Origin of the sequence: Rhizobium sp. Root1204 (genome assembly GCF_001424965.1) — a bacterium.
GTDB lineage: Bacteria > Pseudomonadota > Alphaproteobacteria > Rhizobiales > Rhizobiaceae > Pararhizobium.
In genome coordinates this window covers 40,416-58,206 of sequence record NZ_LMCZ01000042.1, presented here as the reverse complement: position 1 = coordinate 58,206, position 17,791 = coordinate 40,416, and the positions used below count along the sequence as shown (strand labels likewise).

The window sequence follows — 17,791 nt, the reverse complement described above, 5'->3', positions numbered from 1 at the left end:
CCAGCGTTCTCTATCGCCGCTTTGTTCGTCTCCGCCATCGTGTAAATCTGCTGGCACTGCGATTGGAGGGTGGCGAGGGCTTCGGCGCAACTTTTGTATGCCTCTGGCTGGCCCGGGTACAATGCTTCTAGCCTTCGGATCAGCGGGGGTGTTGCTAGAGCAAGCGCACTCAGGGACCGAAGGCACTCCCCCGCCACCTCAGCATTGAGCCGATAAGCTTCCGTCTTTCGACCGCCAGATTCAGCCGAATGGTCTCTGCCCCATCCTAACGCTGCCAAAATTACTGAAAGGAAATCCATGGCGCCTCCAAGGCAACTGTCGATTGAGAATGAAGGCGAGAGTCGTTCTGGTCAAGCTGTCGTGTGCCGGTTCACATCGGGATGGTGATTATCGCCAGCAGAAGACATCGACAGCCCCGGAATGTTTGTTAGAAATTTCTCCGCGACCCAATCAGATAAACAGCACAGGCTGGTTTCCCCCATGCCCCCCCGTTCGATCTCTACTGCAGAGGGCAGTAATTGTTCTGCCACATCACAGGTCGTCAGGTCTCCCTTGGATAGCGACCGCAGCGGCGCTTTGGCTGATCAGCGGAATGATGCCCGTTCCGTAGCGTGTGGCTGCTGCACGGCCGATTGCTGATGTCGCTGCTATGGACGCCGCTAGGTTGATCGAAGACGTTACTGATTTCATTGTAATTTACATTCACAACGAACGTTGACATTAGATAATGTCGCTGACATGCTCCTTCCAACGCAGGAGAAAAGACCATGCAGCAGTACGTCATCTACACCCGAGTTAGCACCGAGGACCAAGGCCGCAGCGGTCTCGGGTTGGAAGCTCAGGAGCGAGACATCGCCATCTTCCTCGACAAGTTCTCCCACATTCCCTTCGAAGTCCTCGGGGAGTTCCAAGACATCCAGTCGGGTGCTGATGCCGACCGGCCCGAGTTGACCAAGGCGCTGGAACTGGTGCGCAAGACCGGAGCCGAACTGTTGATTGCCAAGCTGGACCGGCTGAGCCGCAAGATGTCGTTCATCGCAACGCTCATGGATGACAAGAAGGTCAAGCTCCGGGTCGCGCAGATGCCACAGGCCGACAAGTTCCAGCTTCACATCTACGCGGCATTGGCAGAGCAGGAGCGGACATTCATCTCGGAGCGGACCAAGGCGGCACTCGCAGCGGCCAAGGTTCGCCATCAGGATGCACGGTCGAAAGACCCCGGTTATACCAAGCGTATTGGTGGTCTTCGCGACAAGACGATGAAGCGCAACGAGGCGATCCAAGTGAAAGCAGATACCGAAGCCGCCAAGGTCATGAAGATCATCGGCCCGTTAAGGGCGGCAGGGCAGACCCTGAGCTCGATTGCCGAGACACTGCACAGCATGAGCATCCCAACATCCCGAGGCGGCAAGTGGACGCCTACGCAGGTATCGAGGGTGCTGGGGCGGGGAACTGCGGTCGTATAGCAGAGCCCCGCTGCCTGATACGGTAGCGCCGATCCACAGCGTTCATAGCAATTCGGGGGCCGACATAGCCGAAACCGCCTAAGGCCCTCAGCGGCCTTCCACGGCGTCATGAAGCAGGGCCGAGCAGGGGGCAACAGTAGCGATTTCGATTTCTCGATTTCGCCTCTCGTCACCCTCACAAGGAAACGCCCTCGATGAACGCCCGTTCTTCCACCGCTGCTGCCACTGGTTTACCGCAGCGCCCCACAGTTCGGCCCACCCGCTGCTTCGCGGTCACCTACTTCGATGGCAATACGGCTCTTGGCTGTAGCCGTCAGTCGGTCTTTCGTTCGAAGCGACTGAACCGAGCCAAACGCATTGCCCGTTCCACCATGCCAGACCATGCCGACAGGATGTAGCTTGTCGAGATCAGCTTCTCCGCCTTCAATCGGTTGCGGGAGGCGTATCGATCATGTCTTGGATGACCTGACGGACACCGGCTGATGGCGTGGCTGGTGAATTGGGACAACAGTAGGTAGGCCGAGGTTCCCTTACTATAGTTATAACTATGGTAGACTGAAGTCTGGCTAGGGTTCCCTGATCAGGAGGAGGGTGTCTACACCTCCACCTCTTCACCATAGTAGCCCCTGCAGGTAACCACGGTCTGTACCTGCGCCTGAGCCTCGGACTGAGACTGTGGTCCTCTCTCGCAGGTGATCACCGTGGAGCCCACGCAAGAGCCTTCCATGATCCAGACCAAGGCTCCGAACCGGGAAGAGGAGGATCAGCGATCCCCTTTCTTACACAGACAGCCCAAGGCAGACCACAGCGGAACCATGGTCATCACCCCGGACGATTTGTGGCGTGTGGTCTCCAACACACGAGGTCATTGCCAGAGCGTTCTTGGGTCATGGCTGCGTCTTCACCTCGGTTCGACCATAGGAAAGCTTTCAGGCTGGCCGGATGCTGCAGTCTATTTCAATTCCGTTGTACGTTCTACCAATTCGAATGTTCGCGTCCCGTAGAGGACGGTTTGGACTGGGTCATTGAAGCCTGCTTCTCAGAAGCGCGGTCCATTTTGCCGCCGATCGCGCTGCCGACTATGATCCCCGACGTTCCAAAACCAATTGCGGAAATCAGCTCCGCCAATCCTGCAGTCCAGCCCCACCCGTAGGTCATCAATGACGCAGTGAGGTACCCAACCGGAAAAAGTATGCATCCGAATACGACAGCCAACCGGAGTTCGTGTTGGTGCTCCGCCTTGGTCTTTTCAAAGGCTTGCATCGCCTGAAACTCCCTCTATGTGGTAGACCCTAAGGACCGGATGACCCGATCGTTTCGCGGTCGTGATTTTCAGTCGCAAGAACGGCGAGCTCTTTAGTCGAGGCGTAGCCTTGGCGAACGTCATTCTGGCTTGTCTCGGATCCTATGGCGTTCGACCACACCCAGGTTTCGGCGAACCTTGAGCGCCCGTCGCGCGACACCCGGCCAATCATTCTAGGGCCGTCGTAGCCTACAAAATCGTCATTAGGTGATAGGTACATAGGCACCCAGTAATAAACCGGAGCTTCATCAAAAGTATGCATTCTCTCCCCTCATCAATTCAATCGCAAAGGTTGCGAACCAGTACCACCAATTCTGCTTCTTCTGTCATTCCAGATTGAAAGGCGTTCATGATCACGGCGGCAAGGTCCTTTCCCATGCTGTGGTCAGGACCGACCTCACGCCGGGCGCATTCTTCCACGAGGACGCGTCTCATCATCGACAGAGACTGGTCGCCGATATATTCATGAGGGAGATTTTCTTGGGCGGCACGCATTGGCTTGCCCTCCAGTTTTGGGCGAAAGCACAATGATCTTCCAAGCGCAGGTGCCCGAAAAGGCCAGCGACAATTAAGCTTACGCTTATGGTTCGAAAAAGGATACAAACAAAGACATGCTTTTGTATTTTAATTTGGATGGGCCTTCATGCGCTAATTCTGTACTGATCCGCCCCTCCGAATAGTCACTGGCCAAGTGCTCTGGATAGCCGGGGATGACAAACGCGCGACTTTGGTGAAGCTGGCGATCCTGTCGCTGGCTTCCCGCCAAGAACACCCTCGCAGTCCCGAGCTTATACGGTCCACCTCATCTGTGTGTTTTGCTCGCTTGTCGGCCTATCGGTGTCTTTTGTCATCCGGGTCGTCGGCAGGGATTAACGGGCCATCCGCTTAAGTTGCATGTTGTGCAATGAATAGATTGTTGCGGCGTTCTCGAAGTCTTGGAGAATTTCATATGAGGAGAGATCGCCCCACTCCGTCTCTCCGCCTCCTTGATCGAAGCCAACGGTTGCCAACGTTTGACCCTTGGGCACTCGCCGAAATGAGAAGAAGTCGCCCGGCAATTCCAAGAAGCGACCAAAAAAGCTTACGCAGTCATCGTTGGCCAGCTTCAGCACAGAAATAAAATTCATTTCCTGTTGGATGTCATGTGTGTGCTGACGCGGGTCTTCCTTGGAGTAAAAGATTGTCAGTTCGACACCATATCCTTCCGGTGGGCATGGTAGCAAAAGTGGAGGCTTGCTTGCTTTTGCTGTGCTGGGGTTTGGCCAGCGCCCACAGGCTGCAAATATAATTCGCGCAGCAAGAGCCCCGCCCGTGTCAGGTGTGATGCACCTCTTCCAACGAAGCACCGTCCTACTATCGGGACCACCCTCCAATACAGACAGGCGTTCCTCATAAAGCTGTTGAGATGTTGCCATCTGGCACACGCCGCTTTGATGTAGACTTAGCTTCATCACGCTGTTGAAGCCGCTGCTGGACAGATAAACGTCCGATCGGTTGACCGTCACGGTCCATATCTCCGAGAGCGGTTCATCATCGCCGATGGCAAACCGCAAAGAGTTGTCTGCCAAATTATGCTCCTTCCGAATGTTGTTCTGGAGTAGTGGCTCAATCTCTTTCCGTCTTCAAGTTCAGCCCTCGGGACTACCACCGTGCAATCCCGGCGACGGGCGACGGCTGGCGGTTCTTCTTCCGCGCTTCGGTCAACACGCTGACCAAGGGTCCGCTCAACGAAATCCGGCAGCAGGTACAGGCGTATCTCCCCAGTCAGGACCTGGGGTGGTGACCGGTGGCTGAACGCAGTGGCTGAGAACCGCGCCGGGGTCCACATCCTCGCGAACCGGGCTGGCCTGTCCTACCGCGACACCAAGCAGCTTCTCCTAGAAATCATGCTGAACACACAACGGGCTGAAAGCGCGGCCCGAACCCTCGCCATGGCTATTGGCGGGGAGCGTCACGAGAAACCAAAGGAACACCAATGACGAACACTTCTCTTTTCAATTTCAACGGCAGCGACATCCGCACGGTAAAGATCGACGGTCAGCCATGGTTCGTGGCTCAGGACGTCCGCGAAGCCCTCGGCATTCCCCAATCAGGACCGATGTTCAATCATCTCGATGCGTCAGAGAAGCGGCTTGCGTTGAAAAGTGATCCAATCACTCAAGCCCTCTTTCGCGACCTTAAACCCAGCACCTACCGCTTGATGCTGCTATCCGAGAGCGGCCTCTACAAGTTCGTCATGCGCTCCGACAAGCCTCAGGTCCGCAAGGACGGCGGCTACATCCATGGCGAGGAGCATGTGGTCTCCGGGGCGATGACTGAGGATGAACTGGTGTTCAAGGCCATGGAGGTCATGAAGCGCAAGGTCGACCGGCTCTCGGCTGAGAATGCCAAGCAAGAGGCGATCATCCAAATTTTTTTTGACGACCACAATTGTTTGCGTTGGTGCAACCATCTCCCTGCCAAAGGAGCTTCCGACGCCCTCGACAGCCTCAATTCATGGGGTTCCTGTGTTTCTGTCGAGTGGATTGATTAGTTCCACTCGTGCAACTGTTCCGTTATGGCAATGATTTCATTGATTTATTTGCGATTTTGCGGATTGACCGTGCATCTATCGCTTCCTAAAGCGGCACCGGGGATGAGCCCCAAGTGATTTGCGAAAGGGAGACTACGCAGTGCACATCAAAATCCGCAGCTTCGAACTCGAAATCAGCCGCAGCAGCCTGTTCTTCGGTATTAACCTCGGGAAGCGCTGGCGCTACCAGACCTTCCGTGATTGGTCAGGTCAAGGGATTCCCGTAGCGGACTGGATAGACCGGAAGACGGGGCGAACCACAAGCAAATATGCCGGGGAAGCGTGGGAGGTCGTGAAGGGCTAGGACCACATCTCAACGGAAAGCTAGCGAAGCTCAAGAAAGTGGTACACTTTACCGGCTGATCTGGTACATCTGCTCCGTCTAGGGCCGGAGAGGCCTGAAGCTCAAGTTGTTGATTTTAAGATGTTAATTGGTTAACCTCGTTTCTTGAAAACACTGCCGCGTTCCGGCACGGGGCACCACTTTGATTTCAAGTCCTTCCCACAAGATTGCGAATCGTCTGGCTGAACACGGCGATCGCATCACGCAACTTGCTTAACCGAAATACAACCTTCCGGCGTGCGGGGCGTGGATATTGCTGCCGGTTTGCTTCAAATCAGGACAGATCGAAAAGTCGGTTAACCGCCCCGCTGCATCACGATTGCAAAATTCTCTGACGATGCCCAGTCTGGAACAAATCAATCCCCCATCGGCACACTTTGCCTTGCAATCACGGAGTCGAGCATGTCCCAGTCTGCTACGTCCTGCGCCATTTTCGATGATGTCGATGCACTGTCCGGTGCCCTGTTTTCGTGGTGCGCGGAGCGCGGTGTCCGCCTGCGCAGCCAGGAGGGTGTCAGTGCTGCTGGTGCCGTCATCGATCTGTTCTTCGCGGGATACACAACGCAGGACGAACTGCTCGGTGCCTTGAATGAACGTCATAGCCGCGAAGTCGTCTTCGCGTCCTGACGCGGCCGGCTCCAACGGGGCCGTTTCCCGCCCGATATGCGAGCCCGGGGCAAAGCCGCACGCGGAACATGCTGGTTAAGGCAGTCGTCTTAAGACTTGTTGCGCAGGTTTCATTACCGCCATCTTATCGCCGCACGCCGCTGAGCAGCCTTCCAACACTATCGGGGACGGCGGACTTCGGTGTAATGACTGCTCGGCGCATAGGAGTTGCAATGGCAGTTTTCATTCGAGCGGCACATGACGAGGACAGGATCACCCTCGGAGCACTTAAGCTGCGGTCTTCGCTGGCTTGGGGAGATCATATCGAAGAGCTGCAAGCGCTGCCAGAAGCGAAGGAAGTGCGGGCCGAGCACATACCACATGCCATCGTCGCGGAACTCGACGGAGAGATCGTGGGCTTCGTAACCGTCTTTTCCAACGAGGGCGCTATGCCGGCCGAACTGGAGGACCTGTTTGTCGCGCCCGAAGCATGGCGAATGGGGATCGGCAGAGAGCTGCTCGCGCAGGCGGAGCATCGTGCCGCAGCGCTCGGGGCACGATCGGTACATGTGGTCGCTGGCGAGCGGGCCAGGCCATTCTACGAAGCTTCGGGATATCGATTCGCCGGAACGGTCGCGACGGATTTTGCTCCTGCAGCCGAATTGCTCAAGGATTTGCCACAACACCGCAGGCATAAGCTCAGTTCTGAGTGAGACGATACTCCGCGCCGGGCTCAGTTGAATTTCCTGGTCCGGAAGTGTTAGGTGCGCTGCAGCGAAATTTCTTGCGGCGGGCACATGCTTCCGATCAGCGATACCTATGAGAACCTCCGCCGCGACTTCCGCTGGCAGGTTCCGGCAAAATTCAACATCGGCACCGCCGTCAGCGATGATTGGGCGCAGTGCGAGCCCGAGCGGGTCTGTCTGCAACATTTCAGCCCCGATGGCGCGCACCGATCGTTGACCTACGGCGCTTTTTCGGCGCAATCCTCATCCTTTGCACAGGGGCTTCTCGAGCACGGCGTCAGGCCCGGAGACCGTGTGGCGATCCTTCTGCCGCAAAGTTTCGAGACGGCAATAGCCCATGCCGGTATTTACAAGCTCGGAGCCATCGCCCTGCCGCTGGCGCTGTTGTTCGGGGTCGAGGCGCTCGAATACCGGCTGCGCGATGCGGGTGCTGTGGCTGTCGTCACCAACCGCTTCGGCTATGAGAAAGTCGCCGCGCTCCGCCAGCGCTTGCCGGATTTGAAGTTAATTGTCCTTGTTGAGGGAGATGAACCGGATACGATCGGTTTTGCGGGACTTGCGCAAACGCCTGCTCCGGATTTCACCGCTGCCGATACGACGCCGGATGACCCGGCAATGATGATCTACACATCGGGCACGACCGGGCCGCCGAAGGGTGCGCTGCACGGGCATCGCGTTCTGCTCGGCCATATCCCGGGCTTCCAGTTTCACCATGCCTTTCTGCCGCAACCGGGCGACCGGATGTGGACGCCGGCCGACTGGGCTTGGGCCGGCGGACTATTGAATGCGCTTCTGCCCTCGTTGCTGCTCGGCGTTCCCGTAGTGTCCTCACCCGGCCAGAAATTCGATCCGCACATGGCTTTCTGGATTCTGGAAGAGATGGATGTGCGCAACGCTTTCATTCCGCCAACGGCGTTGCGGCTGATGAAATCAGTCGATAATCCCCGCTCGCTCTACAAGCTCAACCTGCGCACCATCGGTTCGGCAGGCGAATCGCTCGGACGCGAAACCTGGGAACAGGCAAGTGCGGCCTTTGGGGTTCCGGTCAATGAGTTCTATGGCCAGACCGAGTGTAACATCGTGCTGTCGTCGGCAGCCAATCTCGGCGTACTGAAGCCGGGCTCTATGGGCAAACCGGCGCCCGGCCATAAGGTTGCGATCATTGACGGGGAGGGCAGGGAACTGCCCGCCGGGCACGTCGGGCAGGTCGCTGTCCGCAGGCCTGATCCGGTGATGTTCCTCGGCTATTGGAACAATGATGCGGCAACAGTGGCAAAATTCATCGGCGACTGGATGACGACAGGTGATCAGGGCGTTCAGGACGAAGAGGGTTACATCACCTTCTTTGGCCGGGACGACGATGTCATTACTTCGTCGGGCTACCGGATCGGCCCGGGGGAGATCGAGGATTGCTTGGCGGGACATCCGGCCGTTCAGCTTGCCGCCGCCATCGGCAAGCCGGATCCTGTGCGCACCGAGATCGTCAAGGCCTATGTCGTGCTACGGCCGGAGTACGCGCCAAGTGACGAGCTTGCCGCCGATATCCGCGATTGGGTGAAGACGCGGCTGTCGATGCACGAATATCCGCGCGAGATCGAATTTCTCGACAGTTTGCCGCTGACCACGTCCGGCAAGGTCATCCGCCGCATCCTGCGCGACAGGGCTATCGCGCAGGGATGATCCTGCCGGCGGTATCGGCTTAGCTCTATCGCATGACGCGTGGTGCCAGCGACCGGATCTTTTCGCGCAGAAGCCGCGCCATGTTGCGGGTATTGCGGTAGAGGTGAAGCTGAGCCGCCACCTGCCGCACGTCGCGGTCGCGGTTCTGCTTGAGGCCGATCACCAGCGTTCCCATCTCCTCGCGCTCCTCCCAGAAGCGGCTCATCACCGGGTGGTCTGGAACGGCGCAACTGTCGGAACGCATGATGTTGGCGTCGTCGAGATGCCATTCCGTCAATTCGGCCAGTAGCAGCTTGCCCGGAGAATATCTGGCATATTGCTCGTCATAGGCGGTTTTCCAGGTATAGGCCTCGCCCGCCATCATGAAGACGATCATCGAGGCGATCGCGGTGCCGTCGAGATCGAGCGTGTGAATACGCACGCTGTCGGCTTCGGCAAGGTTGGTAATCGCCTCTCGTGCAAAGGCGGCGCGGTAGCGGTCGAGTACCATGGCGCTGGAGGCCCGGCCTTTCCAGCCGCTCGCCTCCAGAGCCAAAAACTCCTCCATCCGAACGCGGATATCGGCGGGTTGACGGGCGACGTTGTAGGAGACGCGGCCGGCCTTTTCCAGCAACTTCCATTGCCGCCGCAGTTCGCGCAGATGCCCGGGGCTGATGGCATGGCGCAGATAGGTCTGGCCGTCCTGCAGGCTTTCGAGCATCGGCCGGGAAAAGGTGTCGGTGACGGTCAGCGGTAGGTTACGGCCGATGGCGACGGCGCGTGCCAGTTGGGCGAACTTGCCCTTGAGGCGGATATCGGGCAGCACGAGAACACCGGGCAGGTTCGCCGCAGGGGCGCTCAGCGCTTCGTAGAAATTATCGATGGTTTCGGCCGCGTCTTCCGCGTCGAGCAAGGGTACGCCGAGCGGGCCGAACGGGTTGGACCAGGCGCGGATGATCGGCGCGCCGATCGAAAATCCCGGCTTTTCGATTGAAAACGGCATCAGGAAACGGATGCGGCTGCGGCGCGCATCGGTGTCGCGGATCAGCGCCAGGCGGATGACGCGGTCTTCCAGGCGCGGCATGGCTGGTGCCAGAAAGCGGCCGGTAAAGAAGACATTCGGCTCCATCGCCCGGTTGGAGAGGAAGTCCAGTTCCGTCTGCAATTCATAGCCCTGGCGGGCCGGATAGAAGCACAGCTGGCGGCCCGGGCGGCCGATGTCGATTGTATTATCCGCTACGGGCTGGTCGGGCACCGGCTGCGCGAGGCCGCCGAGGATGCGAGCCGACCGGCTGTTGGCGTCGTCTGGAAAATGCGGGTTGCCGGTCATGAGCGGGGTGCCTCTGCTTTGATGGTTTGGGCATACGGGTCGGCAAAGGCGAAGAGAGCGATGCCGAAGGTATGGCGGACAGCGACGTGAAGAAGGATCGCCTCGACAAACATGGCGCCGGCCGTGGCGATTGCCGCACCGGTCAACCCGAACATCGGGATCATCGTGACGTTGAGGGCCAGATTGAAGACAAGGGCCACCGCATAGAGCGCGACGCACAGCTTCTGCTGGCCGGCCATGGTCAGAAAGGCCTCGGCAGGCCCGACCAGTGCCTTTGCCATGATGCCGGCATACAGGATGGCCATCAGCGGATAGCCGGAGACAAAGGCGGGGCCGAACAGCGACAGGAGGAACGAGCCGCAGGCAAGCACCATCAGGCCGACCGCAAGTGACGGCCAGAACGACCATTTGGCGCTTTCAACAGCAATGACGGCCAGCTGCTGGCGGTCCGGGTTGGCCATGGCGGCGGAAAAGCGCGGTGATGCGGCAGCCTTCACCGAGAACATTACGAAATGGACCAGCGCCATGGTCTTGGCGGCGGCGAAGTAGATCGCGACACTGGCCGGATCGAGATAGAGGCCGACGATGACAACATCGGAATTCGTCAGCATGAAGCCGAACCCCTCGATCAGGAAGATCGGCAGCGCGACACGGAACCAGGTGCGGAACTCGATGCGGCTCGGGCCTTTGACATAGCGCCTGCGCAAGCGCCAGGTCAGGATGAAGAACTGGCTGACGCTTGTCAGATAGGTCGCGGCCATCGCAGCCATCATCGCGGTGCGGGCGGTATGCGGCTCGCCGATCGCCACTGCCAGCATCATCAATCCAAGGATCAGAACCGGCCGGATGATATAGGTGGGGCTCAGCGCCGAGACAGCCCAGCTATGTGCCCGCGACGTCCCGTCCATCACGTCGCCAAGCGCGATCATCGGCAGCGAGAAGACGCCGAGATAGAGCGGCACGAGATAGTAGCTTTCGATACGGTCTCCGAACAGCCAGAGGCCACCGATGCCGATGACGGCAAGCACGGTTGCAGATAGGAGCGCGAAGATGCGCACGGTCGTGGTCAGCCCGCGGATTTCGGCCAGCGCCTCGCGGGCGCGATACTGCGGCAGAAAGCGGATGATTGCGGTATGAAAGCCGAGGCAAGAGAGGTTGCCGAACAGGACGACCAGCACCCAGACAAAAACGAAGATGCCGTATTCGAATTCGCCCATGACACGGGCGAGGATGATCTGCGACATGAAGGCTATGGCCGCGCTGACGATACGGATGGCAAAGGAGACCAGCGCCATGCGCTGTGCAAGATGTTTGGGATCGTTGCTCGTCAGCACCGGCACGAGCTTTTCAAGCAGAGGCGCCAGCCGGTCCCTCACCGCGGGCGGCAGAATTCGTCCAGCCGTTTGACATGCTGCCATGAACACGGAAATACCCAAAACTACGCAAAACAGGATGCCAGTCTTGACAGAACAGCGTTAACAAAGGGTGCAGCGGAGCCTTGCAGGTATCGGGAAAATTGAGGATTCGATCATGGCTTTGAGCGATACCGAACGGCGGAAAATGCAGGTGGCACATTCCATAGGTCCTGCAATGACCGATTATCTCGAGCTGATAGGCGTCGAGAGCCTTTCGCAATTGGAGAATGCCGATGCGGGTGATTTGGCGCTGCAGATCAACGTGATGCTCGGCCGGCGCCACATCAACGGGCAAGGTGTGCGGGCTCTGGAAAACCTCATTCAGCACGCCCGCCGTGCTCCGGAATGAAAAATGCCGCCCGGAGGCGGCATTGATCGTTACGCTTCAAATGCACCGTGGCAATGCTTGTACTTCTTGCCCGAGCCGCAAGGGCAGGCCTCGTTGCGGGAGACCTTGCCCCAGCTCGACGGATCCTGCGGATTGCGGTTCTCCGGCTCGACGAAGTTCAGGTTGACGCTGTCGGCGAAGTCGTCGACCCCGGTGTCGGGGTCGATGTGATGGCCGACCATTTCCGGCGGCACGGGCTGCGGCGCTTCGGCTGCTTCACGAACCAGTTCGACGCGCATCAGCTGTGCGGTCACGGCCTGGCGCAGGTTGGCCAAGAGTGCCTGGAACAGCTCGAAGGCTTCCGACTTGTATTCCTGCAGCGGGTCGCGCTGGGCATAGCCACGGAAACCGATGACCGAGCGCAGGTGATCGAGGTTGACGATATGTTCGCGCCAGAGATGGTCGAGCGTCTGCAGAACCACGGAGCGCTCAACATAGAGCATGATCTCCGGGCCGAAGCGTTCGGCGCGGTCGGCTGCGGCCTTGTCGGCTTCAGCGGTGATGCGCTCGCGAATATCGTTCTCGTCGATGCCTTCCTCGGCGGCCCATTCCATGATCGGAAGGTCGAGGTTGAGCGAGGTCTGCACGTCGGTCTTCAGACCGGCGGCATCCCACTGTTCGGCATAGGCTTTTTCCGGAATGCGCTTGGCGACGATGTCTTCGATGACCTCATGGCGCATGTCGGAAACGGTTTCCGAAATGTCCGTCGCATCCATCATCTCGATGCGCTGCTCGAAGATCACCTTGCGCTGATCGTTGAGAACGTCGTCGTATTTCAGAAGATTTTTACGGGTGTCGAAGTTGCGGGCTTCGACCTTCTTCTGGGCGCGTTCCAGCGCCTTGTTGATCCAGGGATGGACGATCGCTTCGCCTTCCTTCAGGCCAAGCTTCTGCAGCATCGAATCCATCCGGTCGGAGCCGAAGATGCGCATCAGGTCGTCCTGCAGCGACAGGAAGAACTTTGAGCGACCGGGGTCGCCCTGACGGCCGGAGCGGCCGCGCAGCTGGTTGTCGATGCGGCGGCTTTCGTGACGTTCGGTGGCCAGAACGTAGAGACCGCCGGCAGCCAGCGCGACTTCCTTCAGGCGCTGGACCTCGGCCTTGATCGCGGCTTCCTTCTCCGTGCGTTCCGGACCATGCTCCATTTCGCCGAGTTCACGCTCGATGCGCATGTCGAGGTTGCCGCCGAGCTGGATGTCGGTACCACGGCCGGCCATGTTGGTGGCGATCGTTACGGCACCCGGAACACCGGCCTGAGAAACGATGTAGGCTTCCTGTTCGTGGTAGCGGGCGTTCAAGACCTGGAAATTGGTAAAGCCGGCCTTCTTGAGCATCTCTGCCAGAAGTTCGGATTTCTCGATCGAGGTGGTGCCGACCAGAACCGGCTGCTTGCGGTCCTGCGATTCCTTGATCTCGGCGATGATCGCCTTGTATTTTTCTTCCACCGACCGATAGACTTCATCGTCTTCGTCGATACGCTTGATCGGCAGGTTGGTCGGTACTTCCACGACTTCGAGACCGTAGATGTTGCCGAATTCCTCGGCTTCCGTCGACGCCGTGCCGGTCATACCGCCGAGCTTGTTGTACATGCGGAAATAGTTCTGGAAGGTGACTGAAGCCAGCGTCTGGTTTTCCGGCTGGATGGTAACCTTTTCCTTGGCTTCGAGCGCCTGGTGCTGGCCTTCCGAATAACGGCGGCCCGGCATCATGCGGCCGGTGAATTCGTCGATGATGACGATCTCGTCGTTGCGGACGATGTAGTCCTTGTCCTTCTGGAAAAGCTTGTGGGCCTTCAGCGCGTTGTTAACGTGATGGACGATCGCGACGTTCTCGACGTCGTAAAGCGTTTCGCCCTTCAGGAGGTTTGCTTCGCGCAGCAGGTTTTCGAGCTTTTCGGTGCCGTCTTCGGAGAAGTTGGCCGAACGCTGCTTTTCGTCGATCTCGTAGTCTTCCGCAGACAAAAGCGGAATGAATCGGTCGATGGTGTTGTAGAGTTCCGAACGGTCGTCGAGCGGGCCGGAGATGATCAGTGGCGTGCGGGCTTCATCGACGAGGATCGAGTCGACTTCGTCGACGATCGCAAAGAAGTGGCCGCGCTGGACCATCTGGCTGCGCTCGTACTTCATGTTGTCGCGCAGATAATCGAAGCCGAGTTCGTTGTTGGTCGCGTAGGTGACGTCGCAGGCATAGGCGTCGCGGCGCTGGTCATCGGTCAGGCCGTGGACGATGACGCCCGTGGTCAGGCCGAGAAACGAATAGATCCGGTTCATCGTCGCCGAGTCGCGGGTGGCGAGGTAATCGTTGACCGTGACGACGTGCACGCCCTTGCCGGCGAGCGCATTGAGATAGACCGGCAGGGTCGCGACCAGCGTCTTGCCTTCACCGGTCTTCATTTCAGCGATCGATTTTTCATGCAGGATGATGCCGCCGATCAGCTGGACGTCAAAAGGCCGCAGGCCAAGGGCACGGCGCGCAGCTTCGCGGGCAACCGCAAAAGCCGGCACGAGCAGGTCGTCCAGTGTCTTGCCGTCAGCCAGTTGCTTGCGGAATTCCACCGTCTTGGCGGCCAGTGCCTCGTCAGAAAGCGCTTTGGTTTCCGCTTCCAGGGCATTGATGGCATCGACCTTGGCCTTGTAGCCCCGCACACGGCGGTCATTCGATGAGCCGAAGATTTTGCGGGCGAGGCCGCCGAGACTGACCATAAGAATGGTCCTTTCTTCTATGTCGCCAACGCGGTCGATTTCCGCGAAATACTATGAAACGCCCGGAACTGTTCTGGACGCGAGGTTGCGTGACAGATAAGAGGGGGGTCGAATTATGTCAACGGAGTTGAGGCACGCCAAGGCTACAGAACGGCCACAATCTGATGATGTGGAACGTTTCAGGCCGGCCGTGACCACGGTTTCGGATACCAGCGTGGAAGGTATGAGGATGTTGAAATACAAAATGCTTGCGGCAGTTGCCCTGATCGCTGTCATGGCCGCACAAGGCCCGGCAGCGGCACAGGATGCCGCTGATCCGGTTATCGCCAAGGTTGGCGGTGCGGAAATCCACCAGTCCGAGCTGGACTATGCCCTGACCGGTCTTGATCCGCAGCTCGCACAGCTGCCGGAAGACCAGAAGCGCGCAGCAGCACTTTCCGGTCTGATCGACGTCAAGCTTCTGGCCAAGAATGCCGACACGGAAGGCCTGCAGAACGACGCGGACTTCAAGAAGCGTCTCGCCTATCTGACCGATCGCGAACTGCATAACGCCTTCTTCAAGAAGCACGTCGTCGATGCCGTCAAGCCGGAAGAGGTCAAGGCCCGTTACGACGCGGAAATCGCCAAGATCCCCGCGCAGGAAGAAGCCAAGGCCCGTCACATCCTGGTAAAGACCGAGGAAGAAGCCAAGGCGATCATCAAGGATCTGGACGCCGGCAAGGACTTTGCGACGATCGCCAAGGAAAAGTCGACTGATCCGAACAAGGCCGATGGCGGTGATCTTGGTTACTTCACCAAGGACCGCATGGTTCCGGAATTCTCGGAAGCCGCCTTCAAGCTCGAAAAGGGCAAGTATACTGAAGCGCCAGTCAAGACGCAGTTCGGCTTCCATGTCATCCTGCTTGAAGACAAGCGCATGCAGCCGCCGCCGCCGTTCGAACAGGTTGAGCCGCAGGTCAAGCAGCTGGTCATGCGCGACAAGTACATCGAGCTTCTCGCTGCGGCCAAGAAGGAAGCCGGCGTCGATATCACCGACCCGGCCCTGAAGAAGGCCTATGACGAGGCCAACAAGGCGGAAGCTGCGACTGCCAACTGATGAGATCTGGCGTGACTGTTCGTCTTCGGCCGGTCACGCCGTTCTGATATCCAGTGAACGACACAGTCCCGGAGGCGTTAGGCTCTTCGGGATTTCGTTTGTGGGCCCGTAAGGCCGGGCCATCATCGCTAAACAGGGTTGATCATGTCCGGTTCCGTTTCTCCACTTGCTCCGAAATCCTTCGCTGATATGCCGCCAGTGCGCGGTGTGCGCATGGCGACCGCCGCTGCCGGTATCAAGTACAAGAACCGCACCGACGTTCTCCTGATGGTTTTCGATGAACCGGCCGCCGTTGCCGGCGTCTTCACCAAATCGCGCTGCCCGTCGGCGCCGGTTGATTTCTGCCGCCAGAACCTGGCAGGCGGTGTCGCCCGTGCCGTCGTCGTCAATTCCGGCAATGCCAACGCCTTTACCGGCAAGAAGGGCAAGGCGGCGACCGAACTGACGGCACAGTCGGCATCGGAAGCTGTCGGCTGCTCGACCGGGGAAGTGTTTCTTGCCTCGACCGGCGTCATCGGCGAGCCGCTGGATGCAACAAAGTTTGCCGGTGTTCTCAGCGACATGACCACGCAGGCAACCGGCGACTTCTGGTTTGAAGCCGCCAAGGCGATCATGACCACCGATACCTATCCGAAGGTTGCCACCCGCAGCGCTGATATTGGCGGCGTCACCGTCACCATCAACGGCATTGCCAAGGGCGCTGGAATGATCGCGCCCGACATGGCGACGATGCTGTCCTTTGTCGTGACCGACGCGGATATTGCTCCGGAAGCCTTGCAGGTTCTCTTGTCGGAAGGCACTGGTCCGACCTTCAACTCCGTCACCGTCGATAGCGATACGTCCACCTCCGACACACTGATGCTGTTTGCCACCGGTGCTGCCGGCAAGGATGGGCAGACGAATATCGTCAGCCCGGCCGATCCGGCGCTTGATGGTTTCCGCGCCGCGTTGAACGATCTCCTGCGGGATCTGGCGCTGCAGGTGGTGCGCGATGGCGAAGGTGCGCGCAAGATGGTTGCGGTCACCGTCGAAGGTGCCGAAAGCGACCAGGCGGCCAAGCGCATCGGTCTGTCGATTGCCAATTCGCCGCTGGTCAAAACCGCGGTCGCCGGTGAGGACGCCAATTGGGGCCGCGTGGTCATGGCCGTCGGCAAGTCCGGCGAACTGGCCGATCGCGACCGGCTGGCGATCTGGTTCGGCGACGTTCGCGTTGCCGTCGATGGCGAGCGCGATCCAACCTATTCGGAAGCTGCTGCAACGGCTGTGATGAAAGAAGAAGACATCGTCATCCGTGTTGAGATTGGTCTCGGAACCGGCAAGGCAACCGTCTACACCTGCGATCTGACGAAGGAATATGTCGAGATCAACGGCGATTACCGGAGCTGATAGCAGTGCAGAATACCATTTCGAAAGCCGATCTGCCGAACGTGCGCCGCCTGGAGGCCGTCGGTTTTCGCGCCTGGCCTGCGGCGTCCGTACAGTATGACGGCAGCTGGCTGATCCGGCTGACGGCTGGCCATGATTCCAAACGGCTGAATTCGGTCAATCCACTCGATCCCTCCGACAGCCGCGATATCGAGACCCGGCTTGCGAAGGCTGCCAAGCGCTTTTCCGACTATGGCCGGCCGCTGACGGTTCGCCAGACGCCGCTCACCCCGCTGCCCCTGATCGCCTACATGGATGAGCATCGCTGGCCGCTGTTTTCCGAGACCATCGTGATGATGGCTGATATTCCGCCGAACGATACAACGGAAGCGATCGAACATCTGCCGTTGCGTGATGTTGGCCGTTTCGTCGATGCCCGGCTGCAAATTTGCGGTGAAAGCAACCAGGACAAGGCGGGTCTCACGGAAGTCATCAACGCGATCAAGCCGGAATGCGGGCTGTTTCTGTTCGAGGCGCAGGACGAAGGACCGATCGCGGTCTCGCTTGCCGTTCATGACAACGATCTTGCCGGAATTTTGCAGGTTGCGGTCTCCGAGAATGTCCGGCGGCAGGGTGTGGGCAGCGCCATCGTCAATGCGTCACTGCGCTGGGCCCGCCTGCGTGGCGCCCGCACGGCCTGGCTTTCGGTCGAAGCCGATAACGAGGGCGCTATTCGGCTCTATCGCAAGTTCGGCTTCAAGGACGTCTACCGGTATGCCTACCGGCGTGAGGGAGCGTGA

16 protein-coding genes are annotated in these 17,791 nt (G+C 58.9%); 10 read left to right on the top strand and 6 right to left on the bottom strand.

All coding sequences use genetic code 11. The features are described 5' to 3' along the window. Nucleotides 1-767 precede the first annotated feature (767 nt). Nucleotides 768-1,466, top strand: a complete 699-nt coding sequence (locus ASC96_RS28175) for a recombinase family protein (RefSeq protein WP_060506383.1) — start codon at nucleotides 768-770, stop codon at nucleotides 1,464-1,466. Nucleotides 1,467-2,441: 975 nt separating this feature from the next. Here the strand turns inward: ASC96_RS28175 and ASC96_RS28170 are convergent. From ASC96_RS28170 to ASC96_RS28160, 3 genes are all read right to left on the bottom strand, one after another. Continuing rightward, on the bottom strand, nucleotides 2,442-2,729 hold the full coding sequence (locus ASC96_RS28170; protein ID WP_060506382.1) for a hypothetical protein: 288 nt from the start codon (nucleotides 2,727-2,729) through the stop codon (nucleotides 2,442-2,444). A gap of 319 nt (nucleotides 2,730-3,048) precedes the next feature. Then, nucleotides 3,049-3,264, bottom strand: coding sequence for a hypothetical protein (locus ASC96_RS28165; protein ID WP_060506381.1), 216 nt, complete (start codon nucleotides 3,262-3,264; stop codon nucleotides 3,049-3,051). Between the two features lie 374 nt (nucleotides 3,265-3,638). Next, a complete protein-coding gene (locus tag ASC96_RS28160) occupies nucleotides 3,639-4,337 on the bottom strand; it encodes a hypothetical protein (protein ID WP_060506380.1) in 699 nt (232 codons plus the stop codon). A gap of 407 nt (nucleotides 4,338-4,744) precedes the next feature. Between ASC96_RS28160 and ASC96_RS28145 the strand changes: the two genes are divergently transcribed. The 5 genes from ASC96_RS28145 (at nucleotide 4,745) to ASC96_RS28125 (ending at nucleotide 8,716) form a co-directional block, all read left to right on the top strand. Further along, complete coding sequence (locus ASC96_RS28145) at nucleotides 4,745-5,302, top strand: BRO family protein (protein WP_060506377.1); 558 nt, start codon at nucleotides 4,745-4,747, stop codon at nucleotides 5,300-5,302. A 139-nt stretch (nucleotides 5,303-5,441) separates the two neighbouring features. After that, on the top strand, nucleotides 5,442-5,645 hold the full coding sequence (locus ASC96_RS28140; protein ID WP_060506376.1) for a hypothetical protein: 204 nt from the start codon (nucleotides 5,442-5,444) through the stop codon (nucleotides 5,643-5,645). 441 nt (nucleotides 5,646-6,086) lie between these two features. Beyond that, nucleotides 6,087-6,311 (top strand): hypothetical protein, encoded by a 225-nt coding sequence (locus ASC96_RS28135; RefSeq protein WP_060506375.1) that lies wholly within the window; start codon nucleotides 6,087-6,089, stop codon nucleotides 6,309-6,311. Between the two features lie 212 nt (nucleotides 6,312-6,523). Next, complete coding sequence (locus tag ASC96_RS28130) at nucleotides 6,524-7,003, top strand: GNAT family N-acetyltransferase (RefSeq protein ID WP_060511831.1); 480 nt, start codon at nucleotides 6,524-6,526, stop codon at nucleotides 7,001-7,003. An 84-nt stretch (nucleotides 7,004-7,087) separates the two neighbouring features. Further along, nucleotides 7,088-8,716 carry an AMP-binding protein gene (locus tag ASC96_RS28125; RefSeq protein WP_060506373.1) on the top strand — a complete coding sequence of 543 codons (1,629 nt, stop codon included), beginning with the start codon at nucleotides 7,088-7,090 and terminating at the stop codon, nucleotides 8,714-8,716. A gap of 25 nt (nucleotides 8,717-8,741) precedes the next feature. On the opposite strand, the gene ASC96_RS28120 is transcribed toward ASC96_RS28125, so the two are convergent. Both ASC96_RS28120 and ASC96_RS28115 read right to left on the bottom strand, forming a co-directional pair. Beyond that, a complete protein-coding gene (locus ASC96_RS28120; RefSeq protein WP_060506372.1) occupies nucleotides 8,742-10,025 on the bottom strand; it encodes a GNAT family N-acetyltransferase in 1,284 nt (427 codons plus the stop codon). Continuing rightward, nucleotides 10,022-11,443 (bottom strand): lipopolysaccharide biosynthesis protein, encoded by a 1,422-nt coding sequence (locus tag ASC96_RS28115; protein ID WP_060506588.1) that lies wholly within the window; start codon nucleotides 11,441-11,443, stop codon nucleotides 10,022-10,024. The genes ASC96_RS28120 and ASC96_RS28115 overlap by 4 nt, the downstream gene beginning before the upstream one ends. A gap of 112 nt (nucleotides 11,444-11,555) precedes the next feature. On the opposite strand from ASC96_RS28115, the gene ASC96_RS28110 reads away from it, so the two are divergent. Then, on the top strand, nucleotides 11,556-11,789 hold the full coding sequence (locus ASC96_RS28110; protein WP_060506371.1) for a hypothetical protein: 234 nt from the start codon (nucleotides 11,556-11,558) through the stop codon (nucleotides 11,787-11,789). A 29-nt stretch (nucleotides 11,790-11,818) separates the two neighbouring features. Here the strand turns inward: ASC96_RS28110 and secA are convergent, their stop codons facing one another. Then, nucleotides 11,819-14,530 (bottom strand): preprotein translocase subunit SecA, encoded by a 2,712-nt coding sequence (gene secA, locus ASC96_RS28105; protein WP_060506370.1) that lies wholly within the window; start codon nucleotides 14,528-14,530, stop codon nucleotides 11,819-11,821. Nucleotides 14,531-14,759: 229 nt separating this feature from the next. Here secA and ASC96_RS28100 point away from each other — a divergent pair, with 229 nt between their 5' ends. From ASC96_RS28100 to ASC96_RS28090, 3 genes are all read left to right on the top strand, one after another. Beyond that, nucleotides 14,760-15,626, top strand: a complete 867-nt coding sequence (locus ASC96_RS28100; protein ID WP_060506369.1) for a peptidylprolyl isomerase — start codon at nucleotides 14,760-14,762, stop codon at nucleotides 15,624-15,626. Nucleotides 15,627-15,770: 144 nt separating this feature from the next. Continuing rightward, nucleotides 15,771-17,012, top strand: coding sequence for a bifunctional glutamate N-acetyltransferase/amino-acid acetyltransferase ArgJ (argJ, locus tag ASC96_RS28095; RefSeq protein WP_060506368.1), 1,242 nt, complete (start codon nucleotides 15,771-15,773; stop codon nucleotides 17,010-17,012). Between the two features lie 5 nt (nucleotides 17,013-17,017). Beyond that, a complete protein-coding gene (locus ASC96_RS28090; protein ID WP_244482360.1) occupies nucleotides 17,018-17,791 on the top strand; it encodes a GNAT family N-acetyltransferase in 774 nt (257 codons plus the stop codon).